Origin of the sequence: Streptomyces sp. NBC_00287 (assembly GCF_036173105.1) — a bacterium.
Taxonomy (GTDB): domain Bacteria; phylum Actinomycetota; class Actinomycetes; order Streptomycetales; family Streptomycetaceae; genus Streptomyces.
On sequence record NZ_CP108053.1, the window covers coordinates 5,476,470 to 5,500,533 of the forward strand.

The 24,064-nt window shown below is 69.5% G+C and carries 25 protein-coding genes; 16 read left to right on the forward strand and 9 right to left on the reverse strand.

Going from position 1 to position 24,064, the window contains the following annotated elements; genetic code table 11:
* Positions 1–166: 166 nt before the first annotated feature.
* From OHT76_RS24980 to OHT76_RS24995, 4 genes are all read left to right on the forward strand, one after another.
* On the forward strand, positions 167–805 hold the full coding sequence (locus tag OHT76_RS24980) for a UdgX family uracil-DNA binding protein (protein ID WP_328873095.1): 639 nt from the start codon (positions 167–169) through the stop codon (positions 803–805).
* Positions 806–821: 16 nt separating this feature from the next.
* A complete protein-coding gene (locus tag OHT76_RS24985) occupies positions 822–1,346 on the forward strand; it encodes a GNAT family N-acetyltransferase (RefSeq protein WP_328873096.1) in 525 nt (174 codons plus the stop codon).
* Positions 1,347–1,437: 91 nt separating this feature from the next.
* Positions 1,438–1,737 carry a DUF4229 domain-containing protein gene (locus tag OHT76_RS24990; RefSeq protein ID WP_328873097.1) on the forward strand — a complete coding sequence of 100 codons (300 nt, stop codon included), beginning with the start codon at positions 1,438–1,440 and terminating at the stop codon, positions 1,735–1,737.
* Between the two features lie 10 nt (positions 1,738–1,747).
* The gene (locus OHT76_RS24995) at positions 1,748–2,401 is read left to right on the forward strand and encodes a TetR/AcrR family transcriptional regulator (RefSeq protein ID WP_328873098.1); all 654 of its coding nucleotides are present in this window, start codon (positions 1,748–1,750) and stop codon (positions 2,399–2,401) included.
* Here the strand turns inward: OHT76_RS24995 and OHT76_RS25000 are convergent.
* The gene (locus tag OHT76_RS25000; protein ID WP_328873099.1) at positions 2,375–3,166 is read right to left on the reverse strand and encodes a MaoC family dehydratase; all 792 of its coding nucleotides are present in this window, start codon (positions 3,164–3,166) and stop codon (positions 2,375–2,377) included. The genes OHT76_RS24995 and OHT76_RS25000 overlap by 27 nt on opposite strands.
* Before the next feature lie 243 nt (positions 3,167–3,409).
* On the opposite strand from OHT76_RS25000, the gene OHT76_RS25005 reads away from it, so the two are divergent.
* From OHT76_RS25005 to OHT76_RS25015, 3 genes are all read left to right on the forward strand, one after another.
* Positions 3,410–5,338 (forward strand): AMP-dependent synthetase/ligase, encoded by a 1,929-nt coding sequence (locus OHT76_RS25005; RefSeq protein ID WP_328873100.1) that lies wholly within the window; start codon positions 3,410–3,412, stop codon positions 5,336–5,338.
* A gap of 82 nt (positions 5,339–5,420) precedes the next feature.
* Positions 5,421–6,791, forward strand: coding sequence for an FG-GAP and VCBS repeat-containing protein (locus tag OHT76_RS25010; protein WP_328873101.1), 1,371 nt, complete (start codon positions 5,421–5,423; stop codon positions 6,789–6,791).
* Positions 6,792–6,898: 107 nt separating this feature from the next.
* Complete coding sequence (locus OHT76_RS25015; RefSeq protein WP_328873102.1) at positions 6,899–7,093, forward strand: antitoxin; 195 nt, start codon at positions 6,899–6,901, stop codon at positions 7,091–7,093.
* On the opposite strand, the gene OHT76_RS25020 is transcribed toward OHT76_RS25015, so the two are convergent.
* Positions 7,041–7,325, reverse strand: a complete 285-nt coding sequence (locus OHT76_RS25020; RefSeq protein ID WP_328873103.1) for a DUF397 domain-containing protein — start codon at positions 7,323–7,325, stop codon at positions 7,041–7,043. The two genes, OHT76_RS25015 and OHT76_RS25020, sit on opposite strands and share 53 nt — an antisense overlap.
* Positions 7,322–8,152 carry a helix-turn-helix domain-containing protein gene (locus tag OHT76_RS25025; RefSeq protein ID WP_328873104.1) on the reverse strand — a complete coding sequence of 277 codons (831 nt, stop codon included), beginning with the start codon at positions 8,150–8,152 and terminating at the stop codon, positions 7,322–7,324. Before OHT76_RS25025 ends, OHT76_RS25020 begins: the two co-directional genes overlap by 4 nt.
* Positions 8,153–8,268: 116 nt before the next feature.
* Here OHT76_RS25025 and OHT76_RS25030 point away from each other — a divergent pair, with 116 nt between their 5' ends.
* Positions 8,269–8,691 (forward strand): ATP-binding protein, encoded by a 423-nt coding sequence (locus OHT76_RS25030; RefSeq protein WP_328873105.1) that lies wholly within the window; start codon positions 8,269–8,271, stop codon positions 8,689–8,691.
* Here OHT76_RS25030 and OHT76_RS25035 read toward each other — a convergent pair.
* Entirely contained in the window at positions 8,672–9,571 is a 900-nt protein-coding gene (locus OHT76_RS25035; protein WP_328873106.1) for a LysR family transcriptional regulator, read from the reverse strand. The genes OHT76_RS25030 and OHT76_RS25035 overlap by 20 nt on opposite strands.
* Positions 9,572–9,581: 10 nt before the next feature.
* Positions 9,582–10,325 (reverse strand): helix-turn-helix domain-containing protein, encoded by a 744-nt coding sequence (locus OHT76_RS25040; protein ID WP_328873107.1) that lies wholly within the window; start codon positions 10,323–10,325, stop codon positions 9,582–9,584.
* A 248-nt stretch (positions 10,326–10,573) separates the two neighbouring features.
* Here OHT76_RS25040 and OHT76_RS25045 point away from each other — a divergent pair, with 248 nt between their 5' ends.
* From OHT76_RS25045 to OHT76_RS25060, 4 genes are all read left to right on the forward strand, one after another.
* Complete coding sequence (locus tag OHT76_RS25045) at positions 10,574–11,239, forward strand: DUF4097 family beta strand repeat-containing protein (protein ID WP_328873108.1); 666 nt, start codon at positions 10,574–10,576, stop codon at positions 11,237–11,239.
* An 11-nt stretch (positions 11,240–11,250) separates the two neighbouring features.
* Positions 11,251–12,210 carry an ATP-binding cassette domain-containing protein gene (locus tag OHT76_RS25050; RefSeq protein ID WP_328873109.1) on the forward strand — a complete coding sequence of 320 codons (960 nt, stop codon included), beginning with the start codon at positions 11,251–11,253 and terminating at the stop codon, positions 12,208–12,210.
* Positions 12,207–12,998 (forward strand): ABC transporter permease, encoded by a 792-nt coding sequence (locus tag OHT76_RS25055; protein WP_328873110.1) that lies wholly within the window; start codon positions 12,207–12,209, stop codon positions 12,996–12,998. The genes OHT76_RS25050 and OHT76_RS25055 overlap by 4 nt, the downstream gene beginning before the upstream one ends.
* Before the next feature lie 188 nt (positions 12,999–13,186).
* Positions 13,187–13,741, forward strand: coding sequence for a DUF6817 domain-containing protein (locus OHT76_RS25060; RefSeq protein WP_328873111.1), 555 nt, complete (start codon positions 13,187–13,189; stop codon positions 13,739–13,741).
* Positions 13,742–13,946: 205 nt separating this feature from the next.
* Here the strand turns inward: OHT76_RS25060 and OHT76_RS25065 are convergent, their stop codons facing one another.
* Together OHT76_RS25065 and OHT76_RS25070 are read right to left on the reverse strand one after the other, a co-directional pair.
* Positions 13,947–14,261 carry an AzlD domain-containing protein gene (locus tag OHT76_RS25065; RefSeq protein ID WP_328873112.1) on the reverse strand — a complete coding sequence of 105 codons (315 nt, stop codon included), beginning with the start codon at positions 14,259–14,261 and terminating at the stop codon, positions 13,947–13,949.
* Positions 14,258–14,950, reverse strand: a complete 693-nt coding sequence (locus OHT76_RS25070; RefSeq protein WP_328873113.1) for an AzlC family ABC transporter permease — start codon at positions 14,948–14,950, stop codon at positions 14,258–14,260. Before OHT76_RS25070 ends, OHT76_RS25065 begins: the two co-directional genes overlap by 4 nt.
* Positions 14,951–15,020: 70 nt before the next feature.
* Here OHT76_RS25070 and OHT76_RS25075 point away from each other — a divergent pair, with 70 nt between their 5' ends.
* Positions 15,021–15,587 carry a helix-turn-helix domain-containing protein gene (locus tag OHT76_RS25075; protein ID WP_328873114.1) on the forward strand — a complete coding sequence of 189 codons (567 nt, stop codon included), beginning with the start codon at positions 15,021–15,023 and terminating at the stop codon, positions 15,585–15,587.
* A gap of 112 nt (positions 15,588–15,699) precedes the next feature.
* On the opposite strand, the gene OHT76_RS25080 is transcribed toward OHT76_RS25075, so the two are convergent.
* Entirely contained in the window at positions 15,700–15,903 is a 204-nt protein-coding gene (locus tag OHT76_RS25080; RefSeq protein ID WP_003992177.1) for a cold-shock protein, read from the reverse strand.
* A gap of 285 nt (positions 15,904–16,188) precedes the next feature.
* Here OHT76_RS25080 and OHT76_RS25085 point away from each other — a divergent pair, with 285 nt between their 5' ends.
* Positions 16,189–17,037 (forward strand): menaquinone biosynthetic enzyme MqnA/MqnD family protein, encoded by an 849-nt coding sequence (locus OHT76_RS25085; RefSeq protein ID WP_328873115.1) that lies wholly within the window; start codon positions 16,189–16,191, stop codon positions 17,035–17,037.
* Between the two features lie 48 nt (positions 17,038–17,085).
* Entirely contained in the window at positions 17,086–18,747 is a 1,662-nt protein-coding gene (locus OHT76_RS25090) for a serine/threonine-protein kinase (protein WP_328873116.1), read from the forward strand.
* Positions 18,748–18,750: 3 nt separating this feature from the next.
* Here the strand turns inward: OHT76_RS25090 and OHT76_RS25095 are convergent, their stop codons facing one another.
* Complete coding sequence (locus OHT76_RS25095; RefSeq protein ID WP_328873117.1) at positions 18,751–23,415, reverse strand: FtsK/SpoIIIE domain-containing protein; 4,665 nt, start codon at positions 23,413–23,415, stop codon at positions 18,751–18,753.
* Between the two features lie 345 nt (positions 23,416–23,760).
* Between OHT76_RS25095 and OHT76_RS25100 the strand changes: the two genes are divergently transcribed.
* The gene (locus tag OHT76_RS25100; protein ID WP_269660945.1) at positions 23,761–24,063 is read left to right on the forward strand and encodes a WXG100 family type VII secretion target; all 303 of its coding nucleotides are present in this window, start codon (positions 23,761–23,763) and stop codon (positions 24,061–24,063) included.
* Position 24,064 lies beyond the last annotated feature (1 nt).

Below are 24,064 nucleotides of genomic sequence, written 5' to 3' on the forward strand. Positions count from 1 at the left end.
CTGCGGGTCGTGGGGGGCTGGTCGCGCAGTTCCCCGCGCCCCTGCCTGGGTACAGCCAGGCGTGCTTCGACTGTTCCCACCTAGGGGCGCGGGGAACTGCGCGACCAGCCCCCACTCACCCGCACCCGGCATGAGTCCGATCGCCCCCCACGGGTACCCGCCCCCCATGGCGCCCGAGGACGATTACACCGCTGAGCCCTTCCTCCCCGAGAAAGCGACTCTCACCGCCCTGCGCCGGGCGGCAGTCGAATGCCGGGGCTGTCCCCTCCACCGCGACGCCACTCAGACCGTCTTCGGCGCAGGGAACGCGCACGCTCGGGTCATGCTCGTCGGGGAGCAGCCCGGGGATCAGGAGGACCGGCAGGGCAAGCCCTTCGTGGGCCCCGCCGGGAAGCTGCTCGACCGGGCTCTCGCCGAGGCGGGGATCGATCCGTCCGACGCCTACGTGACCAACGCGGTGAAGCACTTCAAGTTCACGCAGGCCGAGCCCCGCAAGCGCCGTATCCACAAGGCCCCCAGCCTCCGCGAGATGACGGCGTGCGGCCCCTGGCTGGCCGCCGAGCTCGCTGCCGTAGAGCCCGAGTTGATCGTCGTGCTCGGGGCGACCGCCGGGAAGGCGCTGCTCGGGTCGTCGTTCCGGGTTTCGCAGGTGCGGGGGACGGTGCTGGAGGAGAAGATCCACGGGCGAGCGGAGCGCCTGGTTCCGACCGTTCACCCATCGTCCGTGCTGCGTGCGGACGATCGTGAGGCGGCGTACCGAGGGCTGGTCTCGGATCTGAAAGTGGCGGCGCGAGCCATGAAGTAATGGTTACCATGCATCCGTGGCCCTTACTTTCACTCTCGACCCCGCCATCGACCCCACCCTCCGCGACGGCGTACTCGACCTGTGGACGGACGTGACGAACACCGGCGGCTCCGTCGGTTTCGTGCCCCCGGTGACACCGGAGGTGATCCGCCCGGAGCTGGTCAGGCACTTCGTGGGGATGGCCGAGGGACGGACCCGGCTGCTCGTCGGGCACGACGAGGACGGACAGGTCGCCGCCACCGCGTTCTTCAGCTTCAACACGCACCGGCTGATGACCCACTGGGTATGGCTGTACACGGTGATGGTGCATCCACGGCACCAGGGCAAGGGGTACGGCCGGGACCTGCTCGCCGCCGCCGAGCGGGAGGCCCGCCGCTTCGACGGCATCCAGGCGATACGGCTCACCTGCCGCGGCGGCCAGGGCCTGGAGCGCTTCTACGGCTCCTGCGGCTACAAGGAGGTCGGCCGCATACCGGACGCCATCCGTGTCGCCCCGGACGACCACCGCGACGACATCATCATGCTGCTGCCGCTCGTCTGAGCCCAGCCCCGCCCCCAAGATCGTGCAGCGGACATGCTTCACTGGATGTCGCACCTTTGGGACTTTGTCGGAATCGGAAGAGTGGATTGAGATGCTCCGCTACACGCTGATGCGCCTCGGGATCTTCGTGGGCTGCCTCGTGGTCGTCTGGGGCCTCGTCTACTCCGGTCTCGCCCCGCGTGGCCTCGGCGACTCCAACGGCATGTGGGTCGTCCTGCTCGCCCTGCTGCTCTCCGCGCCGATCAGCTTCGTCGTCCTGCGCAAGGAGCGCGACCGCGCCTCCGTGCAGATCGTCGAGAAGGTCGACAAGGTGAAGGCCAACCTGGAGGCGAACCGCGCCCAGGAGGACGGTGTCGACGACGCGGCCCGAGCCCAGGGGCAGACGTCTTAGTCTTGCCCCCATGGGTGTCGTGAAGACCAAACGGATGCCGCGTGCCGTCCGTGAACAGCAGATGCTGGACGCCGCCGTACGGACCTTCGGGCGCCGTGGGTACATGGCCGCCTCGATGGACGAGATCGCCGAACTCGCCGGTGTCTCCAAGCCGTTGGTCTATCTGTACCTGAACTCCAAGGAAGACCTCTTCACCGCCTGCATCCGCCGCGAGGCGCGTGCGCTCACCGCGGCCGTCCGCGCCGGCGTCCGGACCGACGCGCCCGCCGATCGCCAACTCTGGGACGGTCTGGGGGCGTTCTTCACGCACACCGCCGAGAACCCGGACGGCTGGGCCGTGCTGCATCTCCAAGCCCGCACCCACGGCCCCGCGTTCGCCGCCGAGGTGACCGCGATGCGCGAGGAGATCGTCGCGTTCGTCACCCAGCTGATCCTCGCCTCCGCCCGCGCCGCCCACCGCGACCCGCACCTCCCCGAGCACGAGGTCGCCGGACTCGCCGAGGCCCTCGTCGGCGCCGCCGAGTCGCTCGCCGACTGGGCCAACGCCACGCCGGGCGTCACCGCCCGCCAGGCCGCCGCGACGATGATGAACTTCGCCTGGGCAGGGCTCGGCAGCCTCATGGAGGGCCGGACCTGGTCAGTCGACGGTCCCCGCCAGGTGTAGGCGCCCGTCCCCACCGCGCAGCTCGAACCGCCCCCGCTCCGCCCCGTACGTCACCGTCCCCGGCAACAGCACCGGCGCCCGGAACTCCGCCCGCACCCGTGCCGCGTCCGGCGCCCCGTGCGCCGCGAGACACCGTGCCACCGTCCACATCCCGTGCGCGATGGCGCGAGGGAAGCCGAACAGCCGGGCGGTGAGGGGGTGGAGATGGATCGGGTTGCGGTCCCCGGAGACGGCCGCGTACCGCCGCCCGACATCCGCACCGAGCCGCCACTCGGCGACGGCGGGAAGAGCCGTAGGCGGTCCCTTCCGAGCGGCACCCTCGCCCGCCGACCCGTGCCGCGCGAGATACGTGCTCCGCGACTCCCATACGACGTCCCCGCCGGCCCTCAGCTCCGTCACGACCCCCGCCTCCGTACCGCGCCGATGCGGCGCCAACCCGTCGACGTGCACGGTGAGTTCGTACTCCGAGGTCGCCGCGAGCCGCTGTCGCCGGTCGATCTCGATCGACGTGTGCACAAGCCCCAGCAGCGGCAGCGGAAAGTCCCGCCCGCTCATCAGCCGCATGGCGAGCGGGAAGCCCAGTACATGCGGATAGGTGATCGGCAGCGCGTCCTCGCCGGTCGGGAAGCCGCACACCCGCTCATAGGCCGCGAGCCGGGCCAGGTCCACGCGCAGGCCGGACAGGGCCAGGGGTGTGCGGGGGAAGTCCGCGTCGGGGCGGGGCCGTTTGAAGGGTGACAGCAGGGCGCCGAGGGCGACGGTCATGGCAGCCTCCACCTCGTGACAGTTGCTTACTCCGGAGTAAGGTTACCGGAGGTAAGCGCATCTGTACGCCATGAACCTGAGTGACCCTCACGTAACCCCCGAGGTTGCACAGGCCCGCCCCCCAGCCCTCCCCGAAACCGCACAGCCCCCACACGTCAGCCACGTACGATCCCCTACCTAACCGGCGGTAACCCCTGTCCGCACGCGGGGACCCGTCCGTGAACGCCGTGCCAGGAGCCGCCCGTGTCCACGCCACTCCCTTCCTTCGCCGCGTCCGCCGCGTTCGACGACGCTCCCGCGCCCACCCTCGTGGAGCCCGAGACCCGGCGGCTGGACGGTGTCGTCCGGGAGGCGTACGTCCCGCCCTTCGCGCCGCCCGTCTCGCACGGCTCGCTGGGTGATCTGCCGTTCGACAACGCCCTCGCGGTGCCGGACAAGGTGCTGCTCAGCCGTAAGGCGGGGGACGGGAGTTGGGCCGACGTCACGGCCACGCGGTTCGCCGCGCAAGTGCTCGCCGTGGCCAAGGGGCTGATCGCCGAGGGGCTGATGCCGGGCGACCGGATCGCGGTCATGGCGCGGACGACGTACGAGTGGACGCTGCTCGACTTCGGCGCCTGGGCCGCGGGACTGGTGACCGTCCCGGTCTATCCGACCTCCTCCGTCTTCCAGACCCGCTGGATCCTCCAGGACTCCGGCGCCGTCGCCCTGGTCACCGAGACCGTCGCACAGGCCGCCGCCCTCGGCCCCGAGCTCGAACGCATCCCCGATCTGCGGCACATGTGGGTCATGGAAAAGGGCCATGTGGATCGGCTCGCGGAGGCCGGGGCGCCGATACCGGACCAGGAGGTCGACGTCCGCCGGGGCATGCTCGGCCCGAGCACCCTGGCCACGCTGATCTACACCTCGGGCACCACCGGACGCCCCAAGGGCTGCGCGCTCACCCACGGCAACTTCTTCGCCGAGGTCGACAACGCCATCGAACTCCTCTACCCCGTCTTCAAGTCGAGGACGAACGAGGAGCCCTCGGTCCTGCTCTTCCTGCCGATGTCCCATGTCTTCGGCCGCATGGTGGCGGTGGCCTGCGTCCGCGCCCGGGTCCGGCTCGGCCACGCGCCCAGCCTCCAGTCCGAGGACCTCCTCGCCGACCTCGCCGCCTTCCGTCCGACCTGTCTGCTGGCCATCCCCTACATGCTGGAGAAGGTCTACAACTCCGCCCGCGCCAAGGCGGAGGAGGGCGGCCGGCTGACCAGTTTCGACCGGGCCGCCGCCGTAGCGGGCCGCTACGGCGAGGCCATGGAGGCCAAGCAGCACGGCACCGGCTCCGGGCCCGGCCGCGCCCTGAGCATGGCCCGCGCCTTCTACGACCCGCTCGTCTACCGCCGTATCCGCAACGCCATGGGCGGCCGCGTCCGCTACGCGATCTGCGGCGGATCGCCGCTCGGGCGGCGCCTTGCGGCCTTCTACGCCGGTGCGGGCATCGAGATCTACGAGGGGTACGGCCTGACCGAGACGACCGCCGCCGCCACCGTCACCCCGCCCCTCAAACCCCGTCTGGGCACCGTGGGTTGGCCGCTGCCCGGCACCCGGGTCCGGATCGCCGCCGACGGCGAGATCCTGATCGCCGGGGAGCAAGTCCTGCGGGGCTACTGGGACCCGGTGGCCGGGGGAGTGGTCCCGGCGGCGGTGGACGGCTGGCTCGCCACCGGGGACATCGGCGAGCTGGACGACGAGGGGTATCTGACCATCACCGGCCGCAAGAAGGAGCTGCTGATCACCGCGGGCGGCAAGAGCGTGGCCCCGGCGCCGCTGGAGAACTGGCTCCGCTCCCACCCGCTGATCTCCCAGGCCATGGTCCTCGGCGACCGCCGCCCCTACGTCACCGCGCTGATCACCCTCGACATGGACGGCATCACCCACTGGCGCCGCATGAACGGCCGCCACCCCGTACCCGCCGAACTCCTGGTGGACGACGAGGAGTTGCGGGCGATCATCCAGCGCGCGGTGGACGACGCGAACAAGCTCGTCTCCCGTCCCGAGTCCATCCGCCGCTTCGCGATCCTGCCGACCGACTTCACGGAGATGGCCGGGCATCTGACCCCGTCGATGAAGCTGCGGCGGGCGGCGGTCATGAAGGACTTCGCCGGGGAGATCGAGGGGTTGTACGAGCGCTGAAAGTCGTACAACCTTCACCGGTCGATGTGAGTCTCCTCCTCGCCAGCCCTTGATCATTGATCATTGCAGGAGACTCATGTCCATGCGCAGCACCGTTCGCCTGGCGCTCGCCACGGCCACGGCCGTGTCCCTCACCGGCGGACTGCTCACCCTCTCCGTGGGCGCCGCGCACGCGGCCACCCCGGCGAAGTACGCCGACGACTTCAACGGGGACGGCTACCGCGACTTCGCCGCCGCCTCCATCGGCGGCGGCGCGTTCGTCGTCACCTACGGGACCGCCAACGGCCCCGGCACCGTCACCAAGACCTTCAGCCAGTCCACCGCGGGCGTCCCGGGCACGGCCGGGGAGACCAACGGCTACGGCGACGCGTTCGGCGAGGACCTCGCCCCCGCCGACTTCAATCGCGACGGCTACGCCGACCTCGCCGTCGCCGACTTCACCGAGAAGGTCGACGGCAAGGTCAGCTCCGGTGCCGTCACCATCCTGTGGGGCTCGTCGTCCGGGCTCACCGGTACGAGCGCCGTCCGTCTGAAGATCACCGCCAGTTCCCACCGCGGCTTCGGCAAGCAGATCGAGGCCGGCGACTTCAACGGCGACGGCAAGGCCGACCTCGCGGTCGCGGACGGCATCGAGGCGGTACGCATCTACCGCGGCGGCTTCTCCAAGACCGGTACGACGGGCACGGTCACCAAGCACGTCCCGAACGATCTGCTCGAACCCACCGGCATGGTCGCGGGCAAGGTCACCAAGGACGGCGCCACCGACCTCTTCCTGCTCGGCCAGGGCTATCACAACGACAAGATGACCCAGGACGCCTGGTTCATCCGCGGTGGCGCCACGATCCAGCCCGGCAAGATCACGGTCTACAACAGCACCGACCCCGACTACGACCCGGTCGGCGTCGTCGCCGACTTCAACAAGGACGGCTACGGCGACCTCGCCGTCAGTGACACCCAGTCCAACGGCAAGGCCGGTTCGGTCGTCGTCTGGCGCGGTGGCAGCACCGGCCCCGGCACGAAGTACCGGATCTCGCAGGCGACTTCGGGCGTGGCTACGGCCGCCTCGCCGAGGGAGTATTTCGGTACGAGCCTGTCCGCCGGTGACACCAACGGCGACGGTTACCCCGACCTGGCGGTCGGCGTCCCCAACGAGACGGTCAGCTCGCAGGACGACGCGGGCGGCGTCCATGTCCTGCGCGGCGGCAATTCGGGCCTCACCGGCACGAACTCGCAGTGGTTCACGCTGGCGACGGCCGGGGTCCCCGGGAGCCCGAGCCAGTACGGCAACTTCGGGCAGCTGGTCCGCATCCGCGACATCGACCGGGACGGCGACAAGGACGTGCTGGTGTCGAGCGACTACTACAGCCCGGCCGTGCTGCTGCCGGGCACGGGGTCCGCGATCACCGGGACGGGCGCCAAGGAAGTGAACCTGGTGGCTTCGTTCCCGCAGTAACCGCAGGTCCGGGGGTCGCGGGCCTGCTCAGAGCCGTACGAGATGCGCTCTGCTCGCAGGACCGCGACCCTGGATGGGTCGGGAAAACGCGACCAAGGAGTCCTGTCATGTCTGTGATGGACAAGCTCAAGAGCATGCTGAAGGGCCACGAGGACCAGGCCGGCAAGGGTGTCGACAAGGCCGGCGACTTCGCCGACGAGAAGACTCAGGGCAAGTACCAGAGCCAGGTCGACACCGGCCAGGAGCAGCTCAAGCGGCAGATGGGCGGAGACCGCCCGCAGGACCAGCCGCCTCAGTCGTAGCCCCGCCTAGGAAGGCGGCCCAGGTGGCAGGGGCCACAGTGACGTGCGGGGCGTCGGGTGTCTTGGAGTCGCGGAGGTGGACGGTGGAGGGGGTCAGGGCGAGCTCCAGGCAGTCGCCGCCTTCACCGTCGCTGTAGCTGGACTTGCGCCAGGCGTACGCGACTTCGAGGCAGTCGCCGCCCTCGCCGCCGCTGTAGCTGGACTTGAACCAAGTGAGCTGCCCGTTGTTCATAGCTCCTCCAGCTTGCTCTCGATCAACTTGCGCGTCTCCGACGGGGAAAGTGCCATCGCCCGCATGATCCCATAGCGATCTGCGATCTTCCGGACCTCTTCCGGATCGGTGATCAGCCGGGGATATCCCTGGACCTCTGTGTACGCCACCTGCCCGTGCCCCTTGGGCGTCAGCAGGTTGAACGCGCCGTCCATGTTGGGGTGTTCCTCAAGTGCGGTCGGCATTACCTGGATTTCAATGTTCTGCATGTGGCCGACCTGCAGCAGGCGCCGAAGCTGGTCCGCGTGCACGCGTCGACCGCCGATCGGCCGGTCCAGCACGACCTCTTCGAGGATGTAGCTGACGATCGGAGCCGGCCGACGCTCGAAGACCAGTTGCCGAGACAGCCGGTCCGCTACCCGCCTTTCGATCGTCTCCTCGTCGAGGAACGGCCGCCTTCGCGCGAATACGGCCTGTGCGTGATCCTCGGTCTGGAGCAGCCCGTGCACCGCGTGGTTGGAGTAATGGTGCAGCTCGACGGCCTCCGCCTCCATCCCCGCGTAGTTCCGGTACCACTCCGGATGCCGAGTCCGAGCCGTCGACATCGCCTCCCTCACCTCAGGGACGACGTCCTTCAACAGGCCCCCGGCGTCGAGGAGTTCGTCCGCCTTCTCCAGCAGCTCGGGCTGTGGCGTCCGGACGCCTCGCTCCATCGCGGAGATGGCGTCGGGGCCGTACCCCACCAGCCCCCCGAACTCCTTCTGCGTCAGCCCCTTCCGCTCCCGTAGGAGCTTCAGTTGCTTGCCGAGTGCGATGAACAACCCCGTCGTGCCCTCGTTCCCGTTCACGCCCGCACCCTCCCGTTCCGACGTTCCGCACGTCGAACTCAGCGTCGCCGTACAGATACCCAGCGTCGACCTGTCACTCCTGGTCAGGGTAGAGAGAACCCGCCACTCTCGGTGACGTGAACGCCGAAATCACCACCCCCACTGCTGAATTGGTCCAGCACATCAGAGCCACCCCACGTGGAGCGCGCGTGGCCCGTCACCTGGCCGCCGAACAGCTGGCCGACTGGGGCTATCCCCAGGACGGCGAGGTCAGCGAGACGGCGCAGCACCTGGTGGCGGAGCTGGCAGCCAACGCCGTCACGCACGGCCGCGTACCGGGACGAGCCTTCGAGCTGCGCCTTCTCCTGCTCCCGGAGGACACTCTCCGTATCGAGGTGAGCGATGCGCGAGGCGACCGAAAACTGCGGTATGTGACGGAGCCGGACAGCGAGAGCGGCCGGGGCCTGATCTTGGTGACGCTGCTGGCGAGAACATGGGGCGTGGCGGAACGGGACGTCGGAAAAACGGTGTGGGCGGAGATCAGCCTGATCCTGAAGTGACTCGGCAGGTCTGGGAGACGGTCTCTGCGAAGGCCCGGGCCTGGGGACTGAGCGCGTCCCAACGCCGTACGGCCCACCCCACCGAGAGCGGCCGCAGCGCGGGAAGCTCTACGAGGGCCAGCCCCCGCCCGGAGTCCCCGATCCCCGGGAAGGCCGGTACGACGGCCCGCCCGAGCCCCAACTCGGCGAGCAGCAGGGCCGTATCCCAGTCGGCGACGCTCGTATCGGCGGCGAACCGTATGCCCAACTCGGCGCAGGCGGCGTCGAGATGGGCGGCGGAGGTGGAGTGCGGGGGCAGCCGGATGACCCGGAGTCCGTGCAGCGCGGAGGGTTCGAGGGCGGGGCGGGAGGCGAGCGGGTCGTCGGCCGGTACGGCCAGCACCCAGGGCAGCTCGACGACGCCCCGCTGCTCTATGCCCCGCACGGGAGGGCCGAGGGTGACCCAGGCGAGGTCGAGATCGCTGCCGACGAGCGCGTCGAAACAGCCCCGGCTGGAACTCTCGGTACGGAATTCGAGGCTGACGCGGGGATGCAGCCGCCGGAACGACACGACGGCGTCGGCCATGAAGTGGCGCACGGTGGTACCGCCGGTGGCCACCCGCACGGCCCCCGTCTCCCCGTCGACGAGATCCCGGAGCTGTCGCAGGGCGAGGTCGATCCCGCCGAGCCCCTCGGCGGCGGCGGCCTCCAGCACGCGCCCGGCCTGAGTGGGCACGACCCCGCGGGACTGCCGCTCCAGCAGGGCGACCCCGGTCTCCCGCTCGAGCCGCTTCACATGCTGACTGACGGCGGACTGGGTGCAGGACAGATCCCGGGCCACGGCGCTGAGGCTGCCGGCCCGGCACACGGCCACGAACACCCGTAGATCATCAAGAGTCACAACACCCAAGCTAACGCTGAGAGTTGTCGTCCTCCGAGGCCGGTGCGGGCTTGGTGTGAAGGATCTCGCGGGCCTGCTCGGCGGCGCGGACGATGCTCTCGGAGACGTAGTCGACGAAGCGCGCGATGTTCTCCAGACGGACGGCGGCCGGGGTGCCGGTGCCGAGGACGGGGACACCCTGCCGGGCGATATCGGCGAGCTGGGCGGTGCTGCGGGCGCTGGCCATCATCGACTCGTACATGACGTCGTCGTCGACCACATAGCGCTCGCGGCGGCGCTCGTCGCGTTCTCGGCGGACCAGGCCCTGGGCTTCCAGGAACGTGACCGACTTGGAGATGGACGCCGGGCTGACCTGGAGCCGCTGCGCGAGTTCGGACGCGTTGAGGCTGCCCGAGTCGGTGGTGAAGAGGCAGCCCAGCACCCGGGACACCATCTTGGGCGCGCCCGACTGCATGAACACGGTGGTGAGCGCCTCCTCGTACTCGCGCACCGCCTCGGCGTCGCGTCCGTGGGCCTGCGGGGGCGCCCCCGGGGTCCGGGGCGCGGGCTGCCTGCGGCGGTGGGCGCGCTGTTCGGTGGCGCGGTGGGCGAGGTCGGCGCGGTAGGCGGTGGGGCCGCCGTTGCGCATGACCTCGCGGGTGATGGTCGAGGTGGGGCGGTCGAGGCGGCGGGCGATCTCCGCGTAGGCGAGGCCGTCGGCCAGTCCCAGCGCGATCTGCTGACGTTCCTGCTGGGTGAGTCTGCCTCCGGGCATCGCGGTCTCCTTCGTGGTTCGGGGCGACGTCTTCAGCATAGCGTTCATCGCCGTTCCATTGCAACGGATGGGGGTGTGGTTGTTGCGTTACTTTTCAGGCCGTTGCAATGATTTAGCGGCTGTGAGCTGCTGTGACGGTGATTTAGCGCAACGAGTGTGTTGCCAGTTTCTTGAACGCAACGTAGCTTTTCCATCGTCAGAAACGGCCGGGCCGACAGGGCGCCCGCCGGAAGACGAAGGAGAGCACGATGCAGACGTTCAAGACCCCCGCCCCGATCTCCGCCGTCCTGGACATCCCCGCCGGACGCATCCAGTTCATCGCCGCCGACCGGCCCGACACCGTCGTCGAGGTCCGGCCCGCCAACGCCGCCAAGTCCCGTGACATCAAGGCGGCGGAGCAGCTGGAGGTCGGCTACGACGACGGCGTCCTGCGGATCCAGGCCCCGGAAGGAGGCAACCGGCTCCTCGGTCCTTCCGGGTCCGTCGAGGTCACCGTCAAGCTGCCCGCCGGCTCCCGCGTCGAGGCGAAGACGGCCGCCGGCGAACTGCGCGTCGTCGGCCGCCTCGGGGACGTCGAGTTCGACGGCGCCTACCACCGCATCAAGATCGACGAGGCCGCGAGCCTGCGCCTCACCGCCACCGACGGCGACGTCGAGGTCGGCCGGCTGGGCGGCCCCGCGAAGATCAGCACCCAGCGGGGCGACATCCGCATCGCCGAGGCCGTACGCGGCGAGGTCGTCCTCAGCACCCAGTCCGGCGACATCTCGGTCACCGCCGCCGCCGGAGTCTCGGCCGCCCTGGACGCCGGCACCGGCTACGGCCGGATCAGCAACGCCCTCAAGAACGACGGCACCGCCGAACTCGACATCCGCGCCACCACCACCCACGGCGACATCACCGCCCGCAGCCTCTAAGGAGCTCCCTCATGACGAACCCGGCCATCGCGGCGAACGGGCTGCGCAAGTCCTACGGCGACAAGACCGTCCTCGACGGCATCGACCTGACCGTGCCGGAAGGGACGATCTTCTCCCTGCTCGGCCCGAACGGGGCGGGCAAGACCACCGCCGTGAAGATCCTCTCCACGCTCATCACCGCCGACGCGGGTTCGATCCGCGTCGGCGGGCACGACCTCGCCGTCGATCCACAGGCTGTGCGTGCGGCGATCGGTGTCACCGGCCAGTTCTCGGCGGTGGACGGCCTGATCACCGGCGAGGAGAACATGCTCCTCATGGCGGACCTGCACCACCTGTCCCGGAGTGAAGGGCGACGGGTCGCCGCCGAACTGCTGGAGCGGTTCGACCTGGTGGAGGCCGCGAAGAAGCCCGCGTCCACCTACTCCGGCGGTATGAAGCGGCGCCTGGACATCGCCATGACCCTGGTCGGCAGCCCGCGCATCATCTTCCTCGACGAGCCCACCACCGGTCTCGACCCACGCTCCCGGCACAACATGTGGCAGATCATCCGCGAGCTGGTCTCCGACGGCGTCACCGTCTTCCTCACCACCCAGTACCTGGAGGAGGCCGACGAACTCGCCGACCGTATCGCGGTGTTGAACGACGGCAAGATCGCCGCCGAGGGCACCGCGAGCGAGCTGAAGCGGATGATCCCCGGCGGGCACATCCGGCTCCGCTTCACCGACCCCGCCACCTACCGGTCCGCCGCCTCCGCACTGAGCGAGTCCACCCGCGACGACGAGGCGCTGGCGCTCCAGCTCCCGAGCGGCGGCAGCCAGCGCGAGCTGCGCTCCATCCTCGACTGGCTGGACGCCGCCGGCGTCGAGGCGGACGAACTGACCGTGCACACCCCCGACCTCGACGACGTCTTCTTCGCCCTCACCGGCGGCGCGGCCGTCGTCCCCAACCAGTCCAAGGAGAACGCCCGATGAGCTCCCTCTCCCTCGCCGTACGCGACTCGACGACGATGCTGCGCCGCAACCTGCTGCACGCCAGGCGCTACCCGTCCCTCACCCTGAACCTGCTCCTGACGCCGATCATGCTGTTGCTGCTCTTCGTCTACATCTTCGGCGACACGATGAGCGCGGGCATCGGCGGCGGAGGCCCGGACCGCTCCGAGTACATCGCCTTCATCGTCCCGGGCCTGCTGCTGATGACCATCGGCAGCACGACGATCGGCACGGCGGTCTCCGTCTCGAACGACATGACCGAGGGCATCATCGCCCGCTTCCGCACGATGGCGATCCACCGCGGCTCGGTGATCATCGGGCATGTCATCGGAAGCGTGCTCCAGGCGATCATCAGCGTGGTCCTGGTGGGAGCCGTAGGTGTCGCCATCGGCTTCCGGTCCACGGACGCGACCGTCCTGGAGTGGCTGGCGGCCTTCGGACTGCTCGTACTCTTCGCCCTGGCGCTCACCTGGATCGCGGTCGGTATGGGCCTGATCAGCCCGAACGCCGAGGCGGCCAGCAACAACGCGCTGCCCCTGATCCTGCTGCCGCTCCTGTCCACCGCCTTCGTCCCCCTGGACTCCATGCCGGGCTGGTTCCAGCCGATCGCCGAGTACCAGCCCTTCACGCCGGCCATCGAGACCCTGCGCGGACTGCTCCTCGGCACCGAGATCGGGAACAACGGGTGGCTCGCCATTGCTTGGTGCGTGGGGCTCGCGGTGCTCGGGTACCGCTGGTCGACGGCGAAGTTCAACGCCGACCCGAAGTAATGGCAATGAGAGGTGGATTCCCTGGATTCCCCAAGCTCCGCCTAAGACCTGGCGAGAATTCCCAAGGATTGACTGCACAGTTCGCCCGTACGACGATCGACCAGGGCCCACCAGGGCGGCAACCCGCTCCACCCGGGAGGAGCGGGTGCCGACCCGATTAACCCCCCACAGCCGAAGGGACAGGTGCCGTGTCCAGCTCCAGTGACGAAGCCCTTGTGTTTCTGAGGGAGTTGGGAGCCGACCGGATCCCGCACCCCGGCGGCACCCTCCTCGCCCACCTCGAACGCGTCCACGACCGCCTCGCCCTGTGGGGCGCCCGCCCCACCCTCCAGCTCGCCGGCCTCTGCCACGCCAGCTACGGCACGGACGGCTTCCCCGGCGCCCTCCTCTCGCTCGACGGTCGCGAGGAACTGGCCGAGGTGATCGGCCCGGACGCCGAGTCGATCGTGTACTTCTACGCAAGCTGCGACCGCCAGGCCTCGTACCCCTCTTTCGCCGATACGGCCCCCACCTTCCGCGACCGCTTCACCGGCCGCACCTACGCCCCCGACCTGCATCTGCGCCGCGACTTCGCCGAACTGACCGTCGCCAACGAACTCGACCTCGCCCGCCGGGACCCGCACTTCCGTGCCCAGTGGGGCCCGGACCTACTGACCCTGTTCACCCGGCTGCGCCCCCTGCTGCTCACCTCCGCCTGGCAGGACTGCCTCGACGTACTGGGAGCGGGCCGCCGCGGCGCTTGACTTCGCATTTTGCCTCGCCCCCGCCCAGGGGGCTCTGCCCCCTGGACCCCCGCTCCTCAAACGCCGGAGGGGCTGAAATTTGCGGCACCGGCATTTTCAGCCCGTCCGGCGTTTGAGGACGAGGCCCGTTCAGGGCCGAAGCGGGGGTCTGGGGGCGGCAGCCCCCAGGGATGGGACGGGTAGGGGCGGCGGGGGCGAGGAAACCTCACGGCACCCCCACCCACCGCAACACGCCCGCAACCCCCGCCGCCCCCAACACCACCACCACGAACGGCGCCCGCCGCCAAGCCAGCACACCCCCGACCAGCACCCCCACCGGCCGAGCCCACCCGGCGAAGGACCCGCCCTCCGTCAGCGAACCCGTAGCCATCAGCGCCACCAGCAACACCACCGCCCCAGCCGACAACAGCTCCTGAACACGGCCCGACAGCTCCACCCGACCGTGCAGCACAGGCCCCACCAGCCGGAACGCATACGTCCCCACCGCCAGCACCAGGATCAAGGCCACCGTCGCACTCATGCCGCACCCGCCTTGCGCCGCCCGTACAGCAAGAGCCCAACCAGCGCCAACAACACCGGCACCCCCGCAGGCACCACCGAAGACACCGCCAGGGCAACCCCCGCCCCCAGCACCGCACACCGCCGCACCGCGGCATCCGCCCGCAACGTCGGCAACACCAGAGCCACCAACACCGCAGGAAACGCCGCATCCAGCCCGTACACCGCCGTATCCCCAAGCGCCGTACCGGCCACGGCCCCCGCCAACACCCCGACATTCCACACGACGAACAACCCGACCCCGGAAACCCAGAAGGCCACCCGCCGCCGCCCCGGATCCGCCTGCGCCAGCGCAAACGCCACCGTCTCGTCCGTCACGAGATGGGCCCCGAGAAAGCGAGACAGACGGCCACCGGAACCCAGGACATCCGCGACCGCGACGCTGAACGCCGCCGTACGCGTATTCAGCAACAACCCCGTCGCCGCCGCCGCAAGCGGCCCACCCCCCGCCAGCAACACCCCCACCGCGCTGAATTGCGCCGACCCCGCATACACGAGCACCGACATCACCACCGGCACCCACACCGGAAGCCCACCCGCCACAGCGATCGCCCCGAAGGAAACCCCGACCACCCCACTGGCCACCCACACCAACGAGGCATCCCGAACCAGCTCCCGGGACGCACCCACCGTTCGCTCTACCGTACGCATGTTCTCTACAATGGACAGAAGACTCATCGTTCGTCAAGCCGAACGATCGTATCGATGGAGCGAACAGAGCATGGCCGAGACCTCACCCCCACGGCTCCCCCTGGACTGGATCGCCGCCTCCCTGCGCAGGGAACGCACAAGAGCCGGCCTCTCCCTCTCCGAACTGGCCAAACGCGCCGGAATCGCGAAATCCACGCTGTCCCAACTGGAGGCGGCAAGCGGAAACCCGAGCGTGGAGACGCTCTGGGCGCTGGGCGTGGCGCTGGGCGTGCCGTTCAGCGCGCTGGTGGAGCCCCCGGTGCCGTCCGTGCAGGTCATCCGCGCAGGGCAGGGCCCGACCGTAGCCTCGGAGAAGACCGAGTACGCCGCCACCCTGCTCTCGGCCAGCCCACCCGGCGCCCAGCGCGACATCTACCACCTACGCGCCGAGCCGGGCCCGCCCCGAGAGTCGGAGCCGCACATTCCGGGCTCGGTGGAGCATCTGATCGTGAGCACGGGGAGGGTGAAGGCCGGCCCCGCGGGGGAGGAGGTCGAACTCGACCCCGGGGACTACATGTCGTACCGAGGCGACGTACCGCACTCGTACGAGGCCCTGGCGCCCGGGACGACGTTCGTCCTGGTCATGCAGCACGTATAGGGGACGAACGTACGGGAAAAGGCAGGAGCCCCGATGCCTGACGGCACGGGGCTCCTTGGGTACTGCTCTCAGGTCCGGCTCAGAGACGAGGCTCGCCTCGGATGAGGATCGCTCAGACGGGGGTGACGTTCTCCGCCTGCGGGCCCTTCGGGCCCTGGGTCACGTCGAAGGAGACCTGCTGGTTCTCCTCCAGCGAACGGAAGCCGCTCGCATTGATCGCGGAGTAGTGGACGAAGACGTCGGGGCCGCCGCCCTCCTGGGCGATGAAGCCAAAGCCCTTTTCGGCGTTGAACCACTTAACGGTTCCGGTAGCCATAAGCCCTCCTTGGGCCCAAAGGGTTGCCCTGCTCCAGAACCTGCAAGTGTGAGAGCAAATGCCTGCACTGCATACGTCTGAAAACGACTAGAGCCCGCGGTTACATGCTCCGCAGGCTCTGTACTGCAAGGGAAACCAAACTGCAACTTGCGGCGAGCCTAGCACGCAGGCAGCCGAAAGCAATAGAGGTCAAGATCACGTCACTCGGATGTTTGAAGATCCGAAAAAGGGGTTGACGTCGGGGCCGGAGTCTGGAGCGTATCCCACAGGGTCTAGCCTCACGATGTGGACAATTCTCGCACCCGGCCGCGCGTCGGCCACATCCAGTTCCTGAACTGCCTGCCCCTGTACTGGGGGCTCGCGAGAACGGGCACGCTCCTCGACTTCGAGCTCACCAAGGACACCCCGGAGAAGCTCAGCGAGCAACTGGTGCGGGGAGACCTCGACATCGGGCCCATCACCCTGGTCGAGTTCCTCAGGAACGCCGACGATCTGGTCGCCTTCCCCGACATCGCTGTCGGCTGCGACGGACCGGTGATGTCGTGCGTGATCGTCTCGCAGGTCCCGCTGGAGAAGCTGGGCGGCGCCCGGGTCGCCCTGGGCTCGACCTCGCGTACGTCGGTACGCCTCGCCCAACTGCTGCTGGCCGAGCGGTACGGCGTACAGCCCGACTACTACACCTGTCCGCCCGACCTCAGCCTGATGATGCAGGAGGCGGAGGCGGCCGTACTCATCGGCGACGCGGCCCTGCGCGCCAACCTGCTCGACGGGCCGCGATTCGGTCTTGAGGTGCACGACCTCGGGTCGCTCTGGAAGGAGTGGACCGGGCTGCCGTTCGTCTTCGCCGTCTGGGCCGCCCGCCGTGACTACCTGGAGCGCGAGCCGGTCATCACCCGCCGCGTCCACGAGGCCTTCCTCGCCTCCCGCAACCTCTCCCTGGAGGAGGTCGGCAAGGTCGCCGAACAGGCCGCCCGCTGGGAGGCCTTCGACCAGCGGATCCTGGAGCGCTACTTCACCACCCTCGACTTCCGCTTCGGTGAGCCCCAGCTCGCGGCGGTCGCGGAGTTCGCCCGCCGGGTCGGCCCGACCACCGGTTTCCCCGCGGACGTGAAGGTGGATCTCCTTCAGCCGTAACCTGCTGGGGAGTCTTACGGGGACCACAGGGCCTAGGGGGAGGGCGCCATGCAGCCGCTCGGAGTCGACGAGCCGACCACCGTGGGGCCCTACCGGCTGCTCGGCCGGCTCGGCTCCGGCGGAATGGGCCGGGTCTACCTGGGCCGCAGCGCCGGCGGCCGCACGGTCGCGGTCAAGATCGTGCATCCGCACTTCGCGCTCGACGAGGAGTTCCGCGCCCGCTTCCGGCGCGAGGTCGACGCCGCCCGCCGGGTCGGCGGCGCCTGGACGGCATCCGTGCTCGACGCGGACCCGGAGGCCTCGGTGCCGTGGGTCGCGACGGCCTACGCGGCGGGGCCGTCCCTGGCGACGGCGGTCGCGGACAGCGGCGCGCTGCCCGCCCATACGGTACGAGTGCTGGGGGCCGGTCTCGCGGAGGCGCTGGCGGCGGTGCACGCGCTGGGTCTTGTGCACCGGGACGTCAAGCCGTCCAACGTGCTGCTGACCCTCGACGGCCCGCTCCTGATCGACTTCGGCATCGCCCGGGCCACGGACGGCACCGCGTCCCTCACCTCGACCGGCGTCTCGATCGGCTCGCCCGGCTATATGTCGCCCGAGCAGATCCTCGGCAAGGGTGTCACGGGAGCGGCGGACGTCTTCTCGCTGGGCGCGGTGCTGGCGTACGCGGCGACGGGGGAACAGCCCTTCCCGGGCGACTCCTCGGCGGCGCTGCTGTACAAGGTCGTACACGAGGAGCCCGAACTCGGATCGTTGGACGGTGAGTTGCGGGACGTGGTGGAGGCGTGCCTGAACAAGACACCGTCCGCGCGCCCCACGCCCGCTGAACTGGCCCGGCGACTGGCTCCGAACGGTGCGGCGGGCCTGGTCGCGGCGGGGTGGCTGCCGGGGGCACTGGTGGAGCGGGTGAGCCGTAGCGCCGTACAGGTGCTGAACTTGGAGGCTACGGACGGGGAGCAGGCTTCGGGGCCGGTGGGGTTCAGTAGTCCGTCGGTGGGGGTGGTGGAGTCGGCGGGGTCGGTCGGGTCTGTGGGCTCCCTGGGCGCCTTCGGGCCGCCGCCGGTGATGACGCCTGCGATTCCCGAGCCGCGTGACGCCGAACCGGAGGCGACCCGGGCGCCCGGCAAGGTGTCGGTGTCGGTCGCGGCGACCTCGGTGCCGGGCGCCGACGGCCGGGGCCGCCGGATGAGCTGCACCGTGGCGCTGGCGGTGGCGGGCGCGCTGGCAGCGGTGACGGTGGGGTCGGTCTTCGTCCTCGACCTGCTGCCGGGCAACTCCCCGGACGACGATCAGGCCGGTTCGAACGCCGACTCGTCGTACTCCGAGGCTCCCAGCACCACCCCCTCCGCGTCCCCGGGAACGGACGCCCTCGAGGCCTACCTCGGCACCTGGCAGGGCCAGGGCGTGGCCCTGGACGGCAAGCTCCCCCTCGGCACCTTCCGCCTCACCGTCCACGACGCGAAGGCGGGCGAGAAGCTCGGCACCCTCCGCCAGACGGACGTGCTCGGCGGCGTGTGCAATGACGTACTGACCCTGAAGACCGTGTCCGCCGACCAGCTGGTGGCCACGTCCGTGGGCGCCGAGTCCAACCACAAGGGCTGCAACCCGGCGGCCACGACGGTCACCCTCACCCCGGTGGGCGACGATCTCGACTACGCCTCGGACAGCGAGGAGTCGGGGAACCCGACCTCCCGGCTGTCGAGGATCGAGTAGACGTCACCCGGGGACGACGACCGTCCGCAGCTCCCCGTCGCCCAGGTGCAGCATGCCCTTGCCGGGGACGGCCTGGCCGCCGACCATGCTGCGGTTGAGGCGGACGCCGATGAGGTCGCCGCTGGAGGACTCCTGCGGGGAGAGCAGGATGCCCCGGCGGGCCTTCTTGGCATCGACCTGCCAGCCGGAGAAGCCGCTGCACACGTCCTCCTCGTCACCGGCGATGACGAGTGCGAGCCCGCGTTCGGCGCCACGAGAGACGATCTTCTTCATCTGACTCTCGGCGTCGCAGTCCTCCAGGATCTCGCCGTCGTCGATGAGGACGACGACCGGGTTCTCGACCGACGGCTCGGCGCCGTCGATGAGCTCCTCGAACTCGTCCTCGTCGATGTCGTCGCCCGTGTAGACCTTCAGCACGCCTTCCACACCGTCCAGTTGGCGCACCGGCGACTGGCGGGGCGCGGCGACGATCAGCCGTACGCCCTGATTGAGGAAGGACTGCGCGAAGTTCATCAGCACGGTCGAGCGACCGGACTTCGCCGGGCCCGCGATCACGAACGACGGCACGCCCAGCGCGAGATCGGGCCCGAAGCCGACGATCTCGTCGCCGCCGATGCCGGCCAGCGCGTACAGCTTGGAGCGGGAGACGTCCGGGTCGCGCAGCTCCCAGGCCTCCGTGAAGGAGATCCGGCTGGGCAGGCTGTCCACGCGGAACGGCCGCTTGGCGCGCGGCACTTCGGCGTCCCGTACGGCCGCCGCCTCGCCGATCGCCGCCAGCGCAGCGGCCTGGCCCTGACCGGTGGTGTCCTCGGCGAGCAGCGCGAACTGCGTCTCCGTACCGGCCTCGTTCTTGAAGGCACGGCCCGGCGGTATCTCCTCCGGCACCTTGCGCGCCGGGATGCCGAGCGTGGAGAAGTCGCTGCGGTCGGAGAGCCGTAGCCCGTACTTCTCCTCGGTGAGCGTGGCGATACGGCCCACCAGCAGCGTCCGGTCACCGGTCAGCACGAGGTGGATGCCGACGCTCGCGCCCTCGCGCATCATCGTCTGCAACTCGTCGGTCAGCGCCCCGTGATCGACCTCGCCGAGGGTGGGCACCCAGCCCTCCCACCGGTCCAGCAGGATCACGATGTGCGGCAGCCGCTCGTCCTCGGCGACCGCGGCCCGCTGCTCCCCGATGTCGGCGAAGCCCTTGTCGGCCAGGAGGTTCTGGCGGCGGTCCATCTCGCCCTTGAGCCGGTTGACGAGCCGGACCACGCGCTCGGTCTGGTTACGGCTGACGACCGCGCCGACGTGCGGCAGCCGGGTGAGCGCGTTGAGCGCGCCGTTGCCGCAGTCGATGCCGTACATGTGCACATCGGCTGTGGAGTGCGTACGGGCCAGGGAACCGGCGATCGTCCGCAGCAACTGCGAACGGCCGCTGCGCGGGGCGCCGCCGATCATCAGATGGCCGAAGCTCGCGAAGTCGATGGCGACCGGGCGGCGGGCCTGCATCGCCGGCAGATCCTCGACACCGAAGGCCGCGGGCGCCAGCTTGCCGGGCGCGGGTGTGAACTCCGGGACGGGGATCTCGTCGAGCAGCAACTGCTCGTCGAGCGCCGGCAGCCAGGGGCTGTGCTGCGGCGGGATACCGAGCGACCGGTTGGCGTCGCGGATGGTGTCCACGAGCACCTTGAGGTCGGTGATCTCCTCGTCCTCGCGGGACTCGGCCTTGGGCTTGGTGAGGGCGGAGCGGCCGAGGTCTTCCCAGGTCAGCGGTCCTACCCAGGGCATGAGGACGGCGGGGTCCGCGGCACCGGGCCGGCGTCCACCCACGCGTCCCGACTGGAACGGCACGAGCGAGGCATGCCCGAGACGGACGTACGCCCGACCCGGCGTGTTCTTCGAAATGTGCCCGGCCTCGGGGGAGTCGATGACGTCCGACGACTCACCGCCGTCGGTCACACGCAGCGCGATCCGGAGGTTGGTGTTGGCGCGGATCTCGGGGGAGACGACACCGGAGGGCCGCTGGGTGGCGAGGAGGAGGTGGATACCGAGGGAACGTCCTCGCTGGGCGATGTTGACGAGACCGGTGACGAAGTCGGGCAGGTCACGGACCATCGACGCGAACTCGTCGATGACGATGAGGAGTCGGGGGACGGGCTTGTGGGACGGGTCCCTGCGCACCAGATCCTGATAGTCCTCGATGTCCTTGGCGTCGGCGGCGGCGAGGATGTGCTCACGCCGGTGCAACTCGGCGCCCAGCGATTCCAGCGCGCGCTCGACCAGGTGCGCGTCGAGGTCGGTCACCATGCCGACGGTGTGCGGCAGATGGACACAGTCCTTGAACGCCGCGCCACCCTTGTAGTCGACGAGGACGAAGGTCATGTTCTCGGGCGTATTGGCCACGGCGAGCGCCGCGACGATGGTCTGCAGCAGCTCGGACTTACCGGAACCGGTGGTACCGGCGATGAGACCGTGCGGCCCGTCCTTGCGGATGTCGATCCCGAAGGCCCCGTCGTACGACTCACCGATGACGGCCATGGTCGACTGCCCGCCCATCCGCCAACGCGCCACGATGGCATCGCTGGTGGGCGGTTCGAGCTGGAGCACATCGAGCAACCGGCTCGATCCGGGCAGCGCCGAGTCCTCGGTCTCCCCGCTGATGTCACGGAGGGAGGACACGGACCGGGCGAGCCGCAGACACCAGGACGGCGAGACGAAGTCGGGCCGTACGTCCCCCCGCCGCTCGGCACCGGCTTCCTCGACGCGGAGGCGGAGCTTGTCGGGCGCGTGGGTGTGGGCGGGCTCGGGGGCGGCCTGGTGCCAGGCCTGGAAGGAGGGGAAACCGCCGGGGGCCTGCGCGTTGTGCGTCTGCTGCGGCTGCCCGCTTTCCTCAGGCTTCGGCTCCGCTACGACGAAGGCCTGACACTCACCGGGCAGGAACCGCTCCTCGGCGTCGAGGCAGATGGCGTACATGGAGACGGACGGCCCCTCGCGCAACAGCCGTACGACACCAGGCAGCGAGCGCAACCGCCGGGACCCGTCCCATACGACGACGATGTCCGGGTCGCTGAAGGAGGTGCCCTGGCTGCGGTTCTGCTCGGCGGCCTTCTTGCGGGCGTCGAGGATCTGCGTCAGCTCGCCGATACGGGCGCCGACGGTCTCGGCGTCGGTGCCTATGAGGACGTTGATGTCCTGGCCGCCGGAGGGCTTCGCGTGCGGGAGCCAGCGGACCCAGTCCCAACTCTCCTGCGCGGTCTGCTCGCTGAGGACGTAGAACTGGACGTCCATGGGGCTGTGCAGCGCGGCTGTTTGTGCCACGGCCCAACGCCCCATGGCTCGGGCGGAGTCCCCGGGCCCGGCCATGCCGATGACCCCGAGACCACGGAGATTGAGCGCCACCGGGGCGTCCTCGATCTTCCAGGTGACCTCACGCTTGTGGTCGTCCTGCTCGGGGTCGTCGAGGACGACCTCGGAGGGAAGCTGACCGGTGCCGACGCGCAGCAGTAGATGATCGCGATCGGTACGGCGCCGCTCCCAGAGCCTGGTTCGGGGCCCGGTACCGAGGCTGAGCACAGTCGCCGGATCCGGAATGGCCTGCCGCCGATCGTTCCGCTCCGCGACCAGCGCATCCTGGGCGTCCTGCTCGATGCGGGCCTTCTGCTCCTCGTACTCCTTGACCTGCTTCGCGTGCGACTTACGGCCGTGCTTCTTGTCGTTGTAGTAGTTCGCGAAGAGCAGGATCGGGCTGAGGCCCGCCATGATCAGGTAGTACCAGCGCTGGAAGATCATCACGGCCACGACGGCACCGACGAGCGGGGTGAACGCCATCAGCCAGGGCAGCGGCCGGGCCTCGTACTCGCGGGGCGGGGACGGCAGCCGGAAACGGGTCTGCCGCTCGGGGGGCCGCAGGCGCGGGGGCCGGTTGTAGTCGAGGCCTATGCCGTCGTCGGACCACTTGAGGGCGGCGTTCGGGGGGTTGTAGCGGGCGAGCTCGATGAGGGTGTTACCGAGGGCGATTTGGCTGCCGAGGGGCCAGGTGTCTTTGTCGACGGGTGGGGTGGAAGGGGAATTCTCGGAGTTCTCGTCGACGCTCTGGCGCTTCTTCCCCTTCTTGCCCTTCTTCTTCTCCTCTTTGTCGTCCTTGGGGTTGAGGATGTCGTCGATGGAGGTGCCGTCGAGGGTGGCGTCCTTTTCCTTGTCTCCGCGGATTTTGAAACGGCAGGTGCCGTCGGTGGAGACAGAGAGGGTGAGGGCGCGGGCGTCGAGTTCGGGGTCGTCGATACGGATGTGACTGGCGGGCCCGCTGCCGATGTCGTACCGCCCGACGCCGAGCCGATGCACATAACCGGCGACGGGCCCGCCGACGATCCGCAGCTCGACGAGCCCGGTGGGCTCACCGGGAAGACACCCGGCGGGATCCTGAAGGCTGACGACGGCGCCTTCGCGGAGGGGCGAGTTGAGGACGGTGGCGGAGGGATCGACGGCGTATCCGTCGACGTAGAGGAGGGGAGCGCTGCCGCTGATGGGGTGCTGCTGCCCGATGGGAATGATCTGAGCCCCACTGTGCCCGACCTGTTTGGCCAGCTCCTGGGCGATGTCCCCCATCGTGGACTCAGGATCGGCATCGAGTACGACGTCGGCGGTGCCGCCGCCGAACGGATCGACGACGGTCAGAGTCAGGCGCACGTCTCTTGTCCTCCCCGCTGCCCCTGCGACCGCTTCCGCAACGCTGGTCACAGTTGGGAGCGACGATATCGGCTGGGCGTGGGGTGGGGACAGCGGGGCGGGGTTGTGGGGTTCCCGATGGCAACGACGTATGCACGGCTCGGTGACGTCTTCACGACGCCATGTTCACAAAGCCGGGACACGGCCGGGATGTGACACCTCAGGCCTCCCCCGTAAGCTGCTGCCTCAAGAGCGGACGATCACACCGGCTGTCACACGCGAGTTGGGGCCGGCCGGTGACTGTCGGTCCGCAAACAGGGAGCCACGGGGGTTGGCCCTGCGGCGTTTTGGATAGGGAGCGGCTTCATGGCCAAGGACCTTGACATCACATATCAGGACATGCGGGACGCTGCCAAGCATGTCGTGAAGGAGAAGGAACGGCTCCAGGAGAAGCTCGACGGCCTCCGCAAGTACATCGGCAACCTGGTCGAGTCGGGCTACGTCACCAAGAGCTCGTCCAAGGCCTTCGACGAGAACTTCGAGGAGTTCGTCAAGGGCTCCAAGGACACGCTGGACGGCCTGGACGGCATGGGTGACTACCTGACCATGGCGGCGGACAAGTTCGAGCAGATCGACGACGAGCTGGCGAAGCAGGCTCGGAGCAAGTGAC